13 protein-coding genes are annotated in these 14319 nt (G+C 69.6%); 6 read left to right on the top strand and 7 right to left on the bottom strand.

The features are described from left to right. The first annotated feature begins 16 nt into the window (after positions 1–16). The 3 genes from BLV39_RS14050 to BLV39_RS14035 all read left to right on the top strand — a co-directional run bounded on the left by BLV39_RS14050 (position 17) and on the right by BLV39_RS14035 (position 3631). A complete protein-coding gene (locus tag BLV39_RS14050) occupies positions 17–1237 on the top strand; it encodes an aminotransferase class V-fold PLP-dependent enzyme (protein WP_239083897.1) in 1221 nt (406 codons plus the stop codon). A 5-nt stretch (positions 1238–1242) separates the two neighbouring features. Beyond that, positions 1243–2532, top strand: a complete 1290-nt coding sequence (locus BLV39_RS14045; RefSeq protein ID WP_090790904.1) for an MFS transporter — start codon at positions 1243–1245, stop codon at positions 2530–2532. A gap of 628 nt (positions 2533–3160) precedes the next feature. Continuing rightward, entirely contained in the window at positions 3161–3631 is a 471-nt protein-coding gene (locus BLV39_RS14035) for a hemerythrin domain-containing protein (protein ID WP_090790902.1), read from the top strand. Between the two features lie 1238 nt (positions 3632–4869). Here BLV39_RS14035 and BLV39_RS14025 read toward each other — a convergent pair. The 3 genes from BLV39_RS14025 to BLV39_RS14015 all read right to left on the bottom strand — a co-directional run bounded on the left by BLV39_RS14025 (position 4870) and on the right by BLV39_RS14015 (position 7938). Beyond that, positions 4870–6804, bottom strand: coding sequence for an ABC transporter ATP-binding protein (locus BLV39_RS14025; RefSeq protein WP_090790899.1), 1935 nt, complete (start codon positions 6802–6804; stop codon positions 4870–4872). Positions 6805–6911: 107 nt separating this feature from the next. Then, positions 6912–7664, bottom strand: a complete 753-nt coding sequence (locus tag BLV39_RS14020; protein ID WP_090790897.1) for an enoyl-CoA hydratase/isomerase family protein — start codon at positions 7662–7664, stop codon at positions 6912–6914. A 46-nt stretch (positions 7665–7710) separates the two neighbouring features. Beyond that, positions 7711–7938: a helix-turn-helix domain-containing protein gene (locus BLV39_RS14015; RefSeq protein ID WP_085066491.1), complete on the bottom strand. Its 228-nt coding sequence runs from the start codon at positions 7936–7938 to the stop codon at positions 7711–7713. A 139-nt stretch (positions 7939–8077) separates the two neighbouring features. On the opposite strand from BLV39_RS14015, the gene BLV39_RS14010 reads away from it, so the two are divergent. Further along, a complete protein-coding gene (locus BLV39_RS14010; RefSeq protein WP_090790895.1) occupies positions 8078–9391 on the top strand; it encodes a hypothetical protein in 1314 nt (437 codons plus the stop codon). A gap of 6 nt (positions 9392–9397) precedes the next feature. Here the strand turns inward: BLV39_RS14010 and BLV39_RS14005 are convergent, their stop codons facing one another. Beyond that, positions 9398–11002 carry an ABC-F family ATP-binding cassette domain-containing protein gene (locus tag BLV39_RS14005; RefSeq protein WP_090790893.1) on the bottom strand — a complete coding sequence of 535 codons (1605 nt, stop codon included), beginning with the start codon at positions 11000–11002 and terminating at the stop codon, positions 9398–9400. Between the two features lie 207 nt (positions 11003–11209). On the opposite strand from BLV39_RS14005, the gene ypfJ reads away from it, so the two are divergent. Then, the gene (ypfJ, locus tag BLV39_RS14000) at positions 11210–12121 is read left to right on the top strand and encodes a KPN_02809 family neutral zinc metallopeptidase (protein WP_090790892.1); all 912 of its coding nucleotides are present in this window, start codon (positions 11210–11212) and stop codon (positions 12119–12121) included. Between the two features lie 6 nt (positions 12122–12127). On the opposite strand, the gene BLV39_RS13995 is transcribed toward ypfJ, so the two are convergent. Together BLV39_RS13995 and BLV39_RS13990 are read right to left on the bottom strand one after the other, a co-directional pair. Continuing rightward, positions 12128–12547 carry an Rv0361 family membrane protein gene (locus BLV39_RS13995; protein ID WP_090790890.1) on the bottom strand — a complete coding sequence of 140 codons (420 nt, stop codon included), beginning with the start codon at positions 12545–12547 and terminating at the stop codon, positions 12128–12130. A 16-nt stretch (positions 12548–12563) separates the two neighbouring features. Further along, the gene (locus tag BLV39_RS13990; RefSeq protein ID WP_090790889.1) at positions 12564–13217 is read right to left on the bottom strand and encodes an acVLRF1 family peptidyl-tRNA hydrolase; all 654 of its coding nucleotides are present in this window, start codon (positions 13215–13217) and stop codon (positions 12564–12566) included. A gap of 32 nt (positions 13218–13249) precedes the next feature. Here BLV39_RS13990 and BLV39_RS13985 point away from each other — a divergent pair, with 32 nt between their 5' ends. Beyond that, positions 13250–13906 (top strand): DNA alkylation repair protein, encoded by a 657-nt coding sequence (locus BLV39_RS13985; protein WP_090790887.1) that lies wholly within the window; start codon positions 13250–13252, stop codon positions 13904–13906. Here BLV39_RS13985 and BLV39_RS13980 read toward each other — a convergent pair. Next, on the bottom strand, positions 13903–14265 hold the full coding sequence (locus BLV39_RS13980; protein WP_090790884.1) for a winged helix-turn-helix transcriptional regulator: 363 nt from the start codon (positions 14263–14265) through the stop codon (positions 13903–13905). The two genes, BLV39_RS13985 and BLV39_RS13980, sit on opposite strands and share 4 nt — an antisense overlap. Positions 14266–14319: the final 54 nt, after the last annotated feature.

Here is a 14319-nt window from a genome sequence, read left to right as displayed (position 1 = left end):
CAACAATAGCGCTTTCGTGTCGATCGGAGAACCGCTCCTCGACGTCCCGGCGCTGCGGGCAGATACTCCCGGCTGCGAGACGGTCATCCACTTCAACAACGCCGGCTGCGGTCTGCTGGCCCGCCCGGTGCACCGGGCGATCGTCGAGCACTTGGACCTGGAGGCGCGCGTCGGCGGCTACGAGGCCTCCGACGCCAGGGCTGTCCAGGTCGGCGACTTCTACGCCGCGGTCGCGGACCTGATCGGTTCCGGACCGGGCAACATCGCGTTCGCCGCCAGCGCCACCGACGCCTACACACGGGCGCTGTCATCCATCCCGTTCGAGCCCGGCGACGTCATCCTCACCACCCGCAACGACTTCATCTCCAACCAGATCGCCTTCCTGTCACTGCGCAAGCGATTCGGGATCGAGATCGTGCACGCCGCCGATCATCCCGACGGCAGCGGCGTGGACGTCGACGCGATGGCCGCGCTCATGCGCGCGCGGCGGCCGCGGCTGGTCGCCGCTACACAGATCCCCACGAACTCCGGTCTGGTCCAGCCCGTCGCGGAGATCGGCCGCCACTGCCGTGAGCTCGACCTGATGTATCTGGTCGATGCCTGCCAGTCAGTCGGCCAGTACCCGATCAACGTCGACGAGATCGGCTGCGACTTCCTCACCGCGACCTGCCGAAAATTCCTGCGCGGGCCGCGCGGCACCGGCTTCCTCTACGTCAGCGACCGCGTCCTGCGGGCCGGGTACGAGCCGCTGTTCATCGACATGTACGGCGCCCGTTGGACCGGGCCGGACACCTACCGGCCGGTCGACACCGCCGCGCGCTTCGAGGACTGGGAGTTCCCCTACGCCGCCGTCATCGGCAGCGCCGTCGCCACCCGCTACGCCCTCGCGGTCGGCATCGAGCCGATCTCCCGGCGTACGCCCGAGTTGGCCACCCGGTTGCGCGAGCAACTGGCCCAGATCCCCGGCGTACGCGTGCTCGACCGCGGCCCACGCCCTGCCGCGCTGGTCACCTTCGACGTCGCCGGATGGTCGCCACAACCGTTCAAACAGGCCATGGACCATCGCCGGATCAACTCGGCGCTCAGTTTCCGGGAGTTCGCCCAGTTCGACTTCGCCGACAAGGACATCACCTGGGCCATGCGCCTGTCACCGCACTACTACAACACCGAGGACGAGGTGGATGCGGTCGCCGGCGCGGTCGCGGCGCTCGCCGCCAGTCCTTCGGCCGGCAGGTAAGGGAAATGTCGACTGTAGACACCACCAGCCAGGCTCCACCCGCCACGGCTCTGGCAAGCCTGTGGCGCAACCGCGACTTCCTCACGTTCTGGCTCGGCGAGACCGTGTCGCTACTCGGCACGCAGGTCACCAACCTCGCCCTACCCCTGATGGCGATCCACGCCTTCAGCGCCACCGATGAGCAGGTCGGCATCCTGCGCTTCCTGCAACTGGCCCCGTACATCGGCCTGGCATTGGTGTTCGGAGTCTGGGTTGACCGCGCCCGCCGACGCAACGTGATGCTCGCCGCCAACCTGACCCGGCTGGCGCTGCTGGCGATGGTGCCGATCCTCCACTCGACGCACGCATTGAACCTGACAGCGCTGCTGGTCATCGCGAGCGCGATCGGCGTCGCCTCCGTGCTCTTCGACGTGAGCTGGATGTCCTATGTGCCCACCCTTATCCGCGACCCCAGGCACTACGTCGAGGCCAGCGCCAAGATGGGCGTCAGCTCGTCCGTAGCGGACGTGGCCGGGCCCGGCCTCGCCGGTGTCCTGATCGGCATCCTGACCGCACCCATGGCACTGATCGCCAACGCCTGCTCCTTCCTGGTCTCGGTCGTGTCGCTCCTGCTGATCCGCACCCCCGAGCCCCGACCGACGCGGGCGGCGCAGGACCGCCACCTCGGAACCGAGTTACGCGATGGTCTGCGTTGGGTGCTGCACGACCGCATCCTGCGGTGGCTGGCGATCATCGGGTTCTGCTGCAACTTCTCGATGATCACGATCTGGACGATGTTCCTGCTGTACGGCACGCGGGACGTGCACCTGAGCTCGACCACCCTCGGCGGCATCTTCGCAACGGCATCGGTCGGAGGCCTGCTCGGGGCGGTCATCTCCCGGAAGCTGATAGACCGTTTCCCCATCGGCCGGGTCTACCTCATCGCCCAGTCCGCCCTGCTGCTCGGGCCGGCAATGATCGTCGCGGCCGCCGGTCCCCGCCCAGTGATGACGGCGATGTTCACCCTGTCCTTCTTCACCACCTACCTAGGACTCGGCGTGGCCGGCGTCATCATCGTGAGCCTTCGCCAGGCACTCACCCCGCAGCCGATGATGGCTCGGATGACCGCGGTCTTCCGAACCCTGCTGTTCGGCGGCGGAGCGCTCGGCGGACTCACCGCAGGCTTTCTCGCAGGGGCCATCGGCGCCAGATCCGCGTTGGCAGCCGCGTCCACCGCCTCGGCAGCGGTAGTGATCGCGCTCGTCGCTTCACCGGTCAGCCGGCTGCGCGTCCTCCCCACGGCTGCGGCGCGGTAGCACAACGTTCTCTGCCTGGTGGGCGTCGACGGCCGAGGTAGGCGACGCCCACCAGACTGGCAACCGGTTCTTGCTTCATCCACCTTGCCCTCGGCCATCGCGGAGAAAGGATCCGGCCGGGCCCGTGGGGGTCGTAGAGGCCGGGCAGGGGTCCGGCGAGCATTTCCAGGATCAGGCCGTGAGCGGTGAGGCGGTCGGCCAGGGCGGTGAGTTCCGCGCCGTAGCGCAGGCGCTCGGTTGCCCGTACCACCGTGCTCTGGCCCGGCGCACGGCGCGGACGATGCGGACCTCCGAGGCGTTTCATCTCGTAGATGGTCAGGATGACTCGACACTGCGGGAGTGGGCCTTGATCTGCCGGGCTAGCGCGAGGGCAGCAGCCGAGGCAGTAGCCGTGCCCGCTCTTCCGACGCCGACGAGGTCCGCTCAGCACCGGCTCTGCCATGACAGGCAAGGGAATCGCGGCAGAAGCGTGCGCGGCCCGACCACGGCGATCTTCGCCTGTCCGTCAACTGATCTCGATGAACTAAGCTTTCGGGTAGCGTCGCGTGCCGATGGCAGACCGTGTCAGGCATGGAGGCGCCCGACCGAGGGAGACCGACGATATTGACGTCGCATCCTTCGTCTTCGCGTGACTGAGCGCGAGACGACCAGGCTCATCGCCTGGAGCCATGAGCTTCGCCAGGTGCACACACGCCTGCGCGAAGCGCTCGACCTCACCCGCACGGCGATTTCCGAAGGCCGCTCCGGCGAGGCGGCCACCCGTGACCTGCTCCTGTACTGCCATGGGTTCTGCGCCGCCCTTGACGGGCACCATCGGGGCGAGGACCACACCCTCTTCCCTGCGATCAAAGCGGCCCACCCGAAGCTCGCACCCGTGCTCCGCCAGCTCACCCAGGACCACTCGATGATCGCCCACCTGCTCGGCGGCCTGCAGGCCGCGCTCGATCGGTCCGCACCGGTCACGGAGTTGGATCGTCACCTCGATGGCGTCGCAGCCATTATGGAGAGCCATTTCCGTTACGAGGAACGTCAGCTGCTCACCGTGCTCGAGACGCTCTCGCTGGATGCGTCACCCGAGGAGGTCCTCGGCCCGCTGTGAGCAACCCGGGCCCGCGAACCGGCGGGCCCGGCCGCTCCTCCTCAGCCGCGGAGATCAACCCGCCCGAGACCGCCGGGGGCAGGACAGGACGAGGTCCACCAGATCAAGTTCACCCCATCGACAGCGCACTCATCGACAGAAATGGATGCGGCTCTCCAGCGGCCAAAGGCCCCCTGATGCTGCCGGCCCTGATCCACACCTCACGCCTTTCACGTGCGCAGGTCCCCACACCACCCACCCACAGGGCAACCCCCAACGGCGTCTGGGGGCGCGTCTCGGCGCTTCGAGGTGGGGCTCGAACCTGCGCACCGCGCGATCCTCAACCAGCCGAGCGTAGGGCTGGGAATCCACGCATCGAGGGGTGGCCTCGGCAAGGGCCTGTGGGATGACATCGCCGAGGCCGGCGCTGCACGCCGCTACCCCGCCCCCGAACGCCAGGGTTCTCCGCCTTCCACAGCAGCAACGTCCCGTTCTCGAATGCGTGCCACAACAACCATCACGCGCTCCGGATCAGCGGGCGCTCGCCCGATCACCTGGACGTCGGCCTGCTCCTGAACCGTCGCGTCTACCAAGATTGAGAAAACCAGGTCTCCCCCGGATGCGGTGTAAGCGTCAGCCGCCAGTTCGATGACTCCACCAGAGCGCAGCTCGACAAGCCAGCGACTCGGTGGTCCAGCAGCGAATCTCACCGGCAAGAGGCTACCGACTTCGCCACCGAGCGACCCTGAGCACGTATCGGGTCAGAATTTCGGCACGACCTCGGACATCGCGGGTCGTGGATCACTCCTCTTCGTTGCGTTCTGCCCATCGCCGGACGAGCTCGATGTCGGCAACCTTCGTGGCCGGGAACGTCCACCTGCGGTCAGCTCCTCGACCGCTCTAGCCATCTCCTCCGAGCCGGTCACATTGGACACTCCGTAGATCGCGTGCATCCCTGCGCGCCAACCGAAACGGTGACGCTCCCTGTCCAGGCGGATCTGGTACCCCGCCGAGGCTGCCTGCCATGATCCACGCCTCACGCCGCCCACATGCGCAGGTCCTCACACCTGTTGCCCATCCGGCGACCCCTACGGCGCGGTCAGTCGCTGACGTACACGTCCGCGACCAGGGACAACCGTCCGGACGGTACGCAGTTGTGGCGTGTATCCCGCCACGGGAACACGCCCCGGGTTCGGGGCTGAGCCAGGTCTCTCAGGCGACGCCGCCGGGTGGGTGGCAGGCCTGGTGGCAGGGCGTGGTTAGTCGCGGGCTGCGGCGGTGTCCGGGACCGTGACGATGACTTCCGGGTCGTCGTCGGTGTAGGGGGTTGGGGAGTCGGCTACCGCGAACTGTGTGCGGTAGAGCTCCGCGTAAAGGCCGTCCGCGGCGACCAGGTCTTCGTGGCGGCCGCGTTCGACGATGTGGCCGTGGTTGAGGACCAGGATCTGGTCTGCTTCGCGGACCGTGGAGAGGCGGTGGGCGATGACCAGGGCCGTGCGGCCCGCGAGGGCCGTCGACAGGGCGCGTTGGACCGCGGCCTCTGACTCCGAGTCGAGGTGGGCCGTGGCCTCGTCGAGGATGACCACCGAGGGGGCCTTGAGCAGCAGGCGGGCGATGGCGATGCGTTGTTTCTCGCCGCCCGAGAAGCGGTAGCCGCGTTCGCCGACCATCGTCTCCAGGCCGTCGGGTAGGTCGCGGACCAGGTCGGCGATCTGCGCGCCCGCCAGGGCCGCCCAGATGTCGTCGTCGGTGGCGTCCGGTTTGGCGTAGCGCAGGTTCTCGGCGATCGTCTCGTGAAACAGGTGGGCGTCTTGCGTGACCACGCCGATCGAGTCGCGGAGCGAGTCGAGGGTCGCGTCGCGGACGTCGACGCCGCCGACCCGGACGGAGCCGCCGGTGGCGTCGTAGACCCGGGAGACCAGCATCGACGTCGTCGACTTGCCCGCACCGGACGGGCCGACCAGGGCGATCATCTGCCCGGGCTCGACCTGGAACGAGATGCCGTGCAGCACCGGCGCGGAGACCGTGCGGTCGAGGACCGAGACGTCTTCGAGGGAGGCCAGCGAGACCTCGGCCGCCGACGGGTAGCGGAAGCTCACGTCGCGGAACTCGACCGAGCCGGCGTTGCGCGGGATGGTGACCGCGTCGGGCTTCTCGGTGATCGCGGGCGTCAGGTCGAGCACCTCGAAGACCCGGTCGAAGGACACCAGCGCGCCCATCACGTCGACCCGGACGTTGGACAGCGCGGTCAGCGGGCCGTAGAGCCGGGTCAGCAGCAGCGCGAGGGTGACCACCGTGCCGGCGCTGACGGCTCCGGTCACCGCGTAGTAGCCGCCCAGGCCGTAGGTCAGCGCCTGCGCCAGCGAGGCCACCAGCAGCATCGCGACGAAGAACGTGCGGGAGAACATCGCCTGCTGGATGCCGATGTCGCGCACCCGCGCGGCCCGGTCGCCGAACCGCCGCGCCTCGAGCTCGGGCCGGCCGAACAGCTTGACCAGCAGCGCGCCGGAGACGCCGAACCGCTCGGTCATAGTGGCGTTCATCTTGGCGTCGAGGTTGTATGACTCCTTCGTGATCGCGGCCAGCTTTCGCCCGACCCGGCGGGCCGGGATGATGAACATCGGAAGCAGCGCGAGCGACAGCAGAGTGATCTGCCAGGAGAGGGTGAACATCACGACCGCGGTGAGCACCAGCTGGATCGTGTTGCTGACCACGCCGGAGAGCGTGGAGGTGAACGCGCGCTGCGCGCCCAGCACGTCGTTGTTGAGCCGGCTGACCAGCGCGCCGGTCTGGGTGCGGGTGAAGAAGGCCAGGGGCATCCGTTGGACGTGGTCGTAGACCCGGGTGCGCAGGTCGAGGATGATGCCCTCGCCGATGCGCGCCGAATACCACCGTTGGGCGAGCGAGAGCAGCGCGTCGACGACCGCCAGGATGGCGATCAGTACCGCGATCCGGACGATCTCGGCCGCCGCGCCCGAGCCACCGCGGGTGATCGTGTTGATCACCCGGCCGGCCAGGATCGGCGTCGCGACACCGATGGCCGCGCCGATCACCACCGTGACCAGGAAGACCGACATGTCGAGGCGATATGGCCGGGCGAATCGCATGATCCGCCGCCAGGTGCCCCGGGCGAGCTTGTGTGTCGCGATCGAGTCGCGGTCGCGCTCGGCGCGGAGCATCGTCCACGCGTTCATTCCGCCTGGCGGAGTCACCCCGTGCCCCCTAGCTGTCGGTTGACGGGGTCAGTCTCCCCGACGGGTACGACAACATTGGGAGCAATCCGGATCTTCCCGAGGAGCCTTCACTCCCCCAGCCCGGCCAGATCCCGCAGCCGCCGCACCTGCGCCTCACGCTCGGCCGCGAGCTGCTCCGGCCAGGACCGCCCAGCAGCACCAAACAGCAGCGCCTTCATCTCGACGACGGCGTCGCGGGGCGCCGCGAGCACCGCGGCGACCAGGTCGGACACCGCCGAGTCGAGATCCGCACGGGGTACGACCACGGTGGCGAGACCGAGCCGCAACGCCTCGTCGGCCCCGATCCGCCGAGCCGTCAGGCAGATTTCCAGGGCCCGCGCATATCCGACAAGCTCCACGAGCCGCTTCGAGCCCGCGAGATCGGGGATCAGCCCGAGCGTTATCTCCGCCATCGTCAGCCGCGCGTCGTCGGCCAGCACCCGCAGGTCACAGGCGAGCGCGAGCTGGAACCCCGCCCCGATCGCGTGCCCCTGCACCGCGGCCACCGAGATGATGTCGGGCCGATGGAGCCAGGTGAAGCCCTCCTGGGCCGGCTGGATCCGGGAAGCGGCCTCAACAGGCGGCAGCGACGTGAGCTCGGCGATGAAGGCAGGAGCGCCGGAGGTGACGTCGAGGCCGGAGGAGAACGCCCGCCCCTCGCCCCGCACCACGACGACGCGCACGTCGCCCGGCAAATCGCGGCCGATCTCGCGCAAGGCGGCCCAGGTGGCCGGCGTCTGTGCGTTGAGCACGTCGGGCCGGCGCAACGTCACGGTCGCGACCGGCCCGGCGTGGTTGAGCTCTACCCCGCTGGTGGTCATCGCGGGCAACGATCCACGACCGGCGGGAAACCGGGAGGGATGGGGGTCAGGCCTTCTTGCGGCGGCGTGCTCCGCCCCGCTGGCGAAGCTGGACGCCCGATTCCGTCAGGACCCGGTGGACGAAACCGTAGGAACGACCGGTCGAGGCCGCGAGTGCGCGGATGCTCTCACCGGAGGTGTACCGCTTGACCAGGTCCTTGGCCAGCGTCTGCCGCTCGGCCCCGACGATCCGGCGACCCTTCTCAGTGCTGGTGGCTGTGCCGGTGGCTGCCATGTTGATTCCTCACGTCCCAGACTGTGCGGTTTCATGCGGTCCCACCTATTAGACCGCCTCGGACGATCATGCGCTAGATATCAACTCTTCGCCAACCGACACGCACGGTACTGTCGGCAACCCGATACCGTGATGGCCCGTGACGCCTGAGGAGGCTCGAGCCGCCCATCGGGACGAGCGAACCGACCTCTTCGGCTGGCTCGTTCTGGCCGCTGTCGGCGCCCTCGCGACGTGGCTCGCGGTGCGTTTCGGCGCACGGCTCGGCACTGCCGGAGCACCCTTCCTCGGCTCGTACGCGCTGACGATCTCGCTGGCCAGCGTGCTTGCGCCGACGGTCGCCGTCGGGGTCGTGGCAGCGGCCTACCGGGGGTGGTGGGAGCGCATGAATTGGCCGCTCGTGCTGCTTTCCGGGTGGCTGGTGGCGGTGCTCTGGACACTGTCGCTGGCCTTCGTGAACGGCCGCGACGGACTCACCGACCCATTGATGGTCCCCGATGACTACCTGGCCGACGCCACCCGAGTGGGTGACCATCCTCTTCACTATCTGCGGGGTTACACCACCGAAGGGATGATCCCTTCCGTGGTCGCCCGGGGCCATCCACCGGGGCCGATCCTTCTGCTATGGGCGTTGATGCGCATCGGTATCACGGACCGTATCGGACTTGGCCTCCTGCTGACCGCCGCCGGTGTGGCCGTCGTGCCCCTGGTGCTGTTCGCCGTCCGCGGTGTTTGCGGCGATCTGGCGGCCCGCCGTTACCTGCCGGTGCTCGTCCTCGCCCCGTACGCGGTCTGGTTGGCCGGCGGGGTCGAGGGCGTCGTCGCGGTCCTCGGCGCGGCCATGATCGCGGCCGGCGTGCACGCCTCGGACGCGCGCCGCACCGGCATCCGCGCCGGCATCTGGGCCAGCGTGACCGGGCTGCTACTCGGGGTCGCCGCACTGTTCGCGTACGGCGCGCCCTGGCTGGGCCTGGCCGCGGCGTTCCTCTACTTCGCCCGGCGGCGGGCGGCGCTCAACCTGTTCACCGGCCTGGGTGCGCTGATCCCCGTGGTCACCGCCGAACGGCTCGGCTTCAACTGGGTCGACGGGCTGATGGACGCCCGGCACGATTTCGCCGTACGCGTCGAACCGCACCGGTCCGTGCTCTGGTGGAGTGGGATCAGCCTGGTCGTGCTGCTGCTGGCGGCCGGACCGGCGCTCTATGCCAGTTTGCGCAAGTCGCGCAATACGCCAGGCTGGCCGTTCCTGGTCGCGGCCGGCATCGGTGTGCTGTTCACCTTGATCAACGGCCTGGCCCGGGGCGGAGCCGAGACCTCGTGGCTGCCGTTCTTCCCCTGGCTGACGATGGCCGCGGTGGCACCCCGCCACCAGGGCGGCGAGACCGTGCCGACCCCGCTGTTGCTGGTCGCCGCCGGCGCGGTCACCGCCATCGTCATAAAAACGATCTTGATCTAGCCAGCCTCAGGCGAGCTCGACGAGCTCCAGCAGGTCGTCGCTCCAGGCGTCCTCGTCGCCGTCCGGCAGCAGGATCGCGCGGTCGGGCTTGAGCGCCAGCACGGCTCCCGGGTCGTGCGTGACCAGCACGATCGCTCCTGGGTAGCGGGCGATCGCGTCGAGCACCTGCTCGCGGCTGATCGGGTCGAGGTTGTTCGTCGGCTCGTCGAGCAGCAGCACGTTGGCGCCCGAGCAGACCAGCGTGGCCAGGGCCAGCCGGGTCTTCTCGCCGCCGGACAGCACGCCCGCCGGCTTGCTCACGTCGTCGCCGCTGAACAGGAACGCGCCCAGGATCCGGCGCAGGTCGCCGTCGGTCTGGTCGGCCGCCGCCGAGCGCATGTGCTCGAGCACGGTGCGGTCGACGTCGAGCGTCTCGTGCTCCTGCGCGTAATAGCCCAGCCGCAGCCCGTGCCCCGCCACGACCTCGCCGGTGTCGGGCGTCAGGACCCCGGCCAGCATCCGCAGCAGGGTCGTCTTGCCGGCACCGTTGAGGCCGAGGATGGCGACCCGGGAACCCTTGTCGACGGCCACGTCGACGTCGGTGAAGATCTCCAGCGAGCCGTAGGACTTCGACAGGCCAGCAGCGGTCAAGGGGGTACGCCCGCACGGCGCCGGCTCCGGGAAGCGCACCTTGGCCACCCGGTCGCTGACCCGCTGGTCCTCGAGACCGGAGAGCAGCTTCTCGGCCCGCTTCGCCATGTTCTGCGCGGCGGTCGCCTTGGTCGCCTTGGCGCGCATCTTGTCGGCCTGCGCCTTCAGGGCACCGGCCTTCTTCTCGGCGTTGGCCCGTTCCCGACGGCGGCGCCGCTCGTCGGTCTCGCGCTGTTCGAGATAGGTCTTCCAACCGACGTTGTACGTGTCGACGACGGACCGGTTCGCGTCCAGGTACCAGACCTTGTTGACCACCGCGTCGAGCAGCGAGACATCGTGGCTGATCACGATGAGGCCGCCCTTGTGCGCCGCCATGTAACTGCGGAGCCAGACGATCGAGTCGGCGTCGAGGTGGTTGGTGGGCTCGTCGAGCAGCAGGATGCCGGCGCCCTCCTCACCCGCGTCGCGGAACAGGATGCGGGCGAGCTCGATCCGGCGGCGCTGGCCACCGGAGAGGGTGCCGATGGTCTGGGCCAGCACGCGGTCGGGCAGTCCGAGGTTGGCGCAGATCCGGGCGGCCTCGGCCTCGGCCGCGTACCCGCCGAGCGAGGCGAACCGCTCCTCGAGCGAGCCGTAGCGGCGGACCAGGGCGTCGCTCGGGTCGTCGGCGAGCTTGGCCTCGACGACCTGCATCTCGGAGAGCAGGGCGTCCAGGCCCCGCGCGGACAGCACCCGGTCGCGGGCGGTGACCTCGAGGTCGCCGGTGCGCGGGTCCTGCGGCAGGTAGCCGACGACGCTGGTGCGCTCGACCTCGCCGGAGTAGGGCGCGCCTTCGCCGGCCAACACCTTGAGCGTGGTGGTCTTGCCGGCGCCGTTGCGGCCGACCAGGCCGATCCGGTCGCCGGGCTGCACCCGCAGGGTGGTGTCGGACAGCAGGATCCGCGCTCCGGCGCGCAGTTCCAGCCCGGTGACAGTGATCATCAGAAAGCTCTCTCTGTAAGGAAGGCTGACTTGGGGCACACGAAAGCGCCGATCGGGGAGGTTTCCCGTCGGCGCCGGGGCTGGTCAGTCTTCGCAGAGCAGCACGAGGTGAAGTGTACCGGCTGCCCCTGAAGAACCCCCACCGGATTAGCGGTGAAGATCATCGGGTACATCCCGGCCCGTCTACATGCGTCGATTGGATGGGTGATGGAACTCAACGAGCGCGCCGACGTCGACACCAGCCAGATCGAGGACCGGCGCGGCGGTGGAGGTGGTGGTGGTGGCGGGGGCCGCGGCTTCCCGATACCCATCCCGAGCAGCGGTGGCGGCATCGTCGGTCTGATCGTCACCGTGATCGCCGTGCTGGTCGGCGGCGGCTTCGGTGTGAACGCGATCACGGGCGAGGACGCCCCGGCCGACAACGGCGCTATCCAGCAGAAGTGTGACGCGGCCGACAAGCTCAAGCAGCTCGACTGCCGCAACGCGCTCTACGTCAACTCGATCCAGTCGTGGTGGGCCAAGCGGCTGCCGGAGAGCTTCGGCGAGCAGTACAAGCCGGCGCCCACGGTCTTCTTCGACCAGGCCGTGCAGACCGGGTGCGGCGCCGCGGACTCGGGCGTCGGCCCGTTCTACTGCCCCGCCGACCACAAGGTCTTCATCGACCTCACCTTCTACCAGGTGCTCGCCGACCAGCTCGGCGCCAAGGGCGAGTTCGCCCAGCCGTACGTGCTGGCCCACGAGTACGGGCACCACGTGCAGTCCCTGATCGGCACCGAGGCCGACATGCGCCGGCAGCAGGAGCGCGACCCCGACAACGCCAACGAGCTGTCGGTGAAGCTGGAGCTACAGGCCGACTGCTACGCCGGCGCGTGGGCGAAGAACGCGACCCAGACGGCCGACGCCGACGGCGACCCGATCTTCAAGAGCATCACTGACCAGGACATCAAGGAAGGCCTGGACACGGCGGCGGCGATCGGTGACGACACCCTCCAGAAGCAGTCCGGCCAGGGCGTCAACCCCGACGCGTTCACCCACGGCACCTCGGCGCAGCGGCAGCAGTGGTTCCGGACCGGCTACGACACCGGCGACCCGAAGGCCTGCAACACGTTCGGGTCGTAAACCCCGTCAGCCGGCGGCGTCGAGCGGGTTGCCACATACCCGCCAGGTGCCCCGGTCGTCGGTGACCCGCAGCTCGTACGGCGTGCTCGCGCCGACCGGGTCCAGCAGCTCCGCGCTGACAGTGGCGTCGCTGGGCCCGGTCGCCGCGACCCCGTCGATCCGGTAGCTCGACACCGCCGGCCGACCGCCGATGCCGGCGACGAAGTCCTCCCGCTCGACCCGTTCGCGGGTCTCGTTGCAGAGCTGGTCGTAGGCACCGCCGATGTTGCCGGCCGCGAGCCGAGTCAGGAACGAGTCGGCGGCCAGCCGGGCACCCTGCTCGGGCGCGCGGTGACCGCGGAAGAGAAAGAAGCCACCGACCACGAGGCCGGCGACCAGCAGCACGGCCGTGAGAATGCCGGCCCGCCGGGCCTCCTCCGAAACCATGGCGGGAGGGTACCGCCTAGCTCTCGGGATCGCGTACCAGGATCGATACCGCGCGGGCCGCGGCCACCGCGTCGACGAGGACGGCGTGCCGAGGGTCGGCGACGTCGAGCAGCCGCTCCGCGCGCAGCGGCAGCAGCGGCGCCAGTCGCGGGTCGGTGAGAATCGTGTCCACCGTGCGCCGGTCCCCACCGCAGACGAGTGCGGCCAGCCCCGCGGTCACCGGCAGCAGCAGCCGGACGGCCAGGTCCGCGGCGTCCTTGGCGGCGGCCTTGGCCTGGTTGTCGCGCCGGCGGGCGAACCGCTGCTGCGACCAGCCACCCGCGGCGGTGCGGCTCTGCACGTACGAGCTGTCCACCTTGGACGTCACCAGCTTGGCCCCCTCGGCGACCCCGATCGCGACCGCGGCCTTGCGGGCCAGCAGCAGGCCAAGCTGGCGGGGCGACCGGGCGGCCTCGACGAAGTCGGCCAGGTCGTCGGCGAGCGGGGCGCCGGGCGGCGGGTACAGCTCCGCGGTGGCGCCGTCGAACGCGGCGAGCAGCAGACCGTCGTACGTGGGCCGCTGGGCGTACGCGCCGTGTCGCTCGCGGAAACCCTCGACCCAGCGGGTCAGGCGGTCGGGGTCGACGTCGACCCAGCGCCCGCCACCCGCGGCCGGGCGGCTGGTGGTCATTCCGCGACGGTACGGCACGCGACAATGTCCGGATGACCGAGCCGGTGCTGGCCCGCCTGACCACGCTGTTCGAGGCCGACCGCGACCCCGACCGGGCCACCGCGATGCGGGCCTACATGCGCGATCAGTTCGACTTCCTGGGCATCATGTCGCCGCGGCAGCGCGCGCTGGCCCGGCAGGCGACCGCCGGCGCCGCCAAGCCCGGGCGGGATGACCTGCTCGCGCTGGCCGACGCCTGCTGGGAACGTCCGGAGCGGGAGTACCAGTACTTCGCGTGCGACTACCTGCGCCGGCACGTGGCGGTGCTGGGGCCGGACGCCCTTCCGGCGGTGCGCCGGCTGATCACCACAAAGCCGTGGTGGGACACGGTCGACGTGTTGGCCGCTCGGGTGGTCGGGCCGCTGGTGCGCGGGCACGGCGCGGTGATGGACACCTGGATCGAGGACGACGACCTCTGGGTGATCCGCACCGCGCTGCTCCACCAGCTCTTCTACAAGGGCGACACCGACGCGGAGCGGCTGTTCGACTATTGCGTGCGGCAAAAAGCGCACACCGACTTCTTCGTACGCAAGGCGATCGGCTGGGCGTTGCGGGAGTACGCGAAGACCGACCCGGAGGCGGTACGAGGATTCGTCGCGGCGACGCCGCTGTCCGGGCTGTCCCGGCGCGAGGCGCTGAAGAATCTCTAGCAGGGCGCTTCGGGCAGATATTTGTCCGCCCAGTCGGCGATCAGCCCGAGCGCCGGGAGCAGCCCCGTGCCCACTTCGGTCAGCGAGTAGGTGACGGTGACCGGTGGCCCCGGCTCGACGTCGCGCGCCACGAGCCCCAGCTCGCACAACTCGGCCAACCGGTCGGACAACACCGAGTCGCTGACGCCGCCGACCGACCGGGCGAGCTCCCGGAAGCCCGTCGGCCCCAGGCTCAGGCTGCCGATCACCAGGCCGGACCAGCGCTTGCCGAGGACCCCGAAGGCGCGCGCCAGGGCGGCGTCACCGCGGAAGCACCGCTGGTGAAGCTCGTCTGTGTGACTTACCGCGCTATCGGTCACCAGACCATGCTAGCTCGCTAAGGGTCGCTAGTATTTCCGAAGCAGCTAGCGGAG

Origin of the sequence: Asanoa ishikariensis (assembly GCF_900107455.1) — a bacterium.
In the GTDB taxonomy this organism is placed as follows: domain Bacteria; phylum Actinomycetota; class Actinomycetes; order Mycobacteriales; family Micromonosporaceae; genus Asanoa; species Asanoa ishikariensis.
Note: the sequence above shows the minus strand (reverse complement) of the source record. Positions and strands in the feature narration are given on the sequence as shown.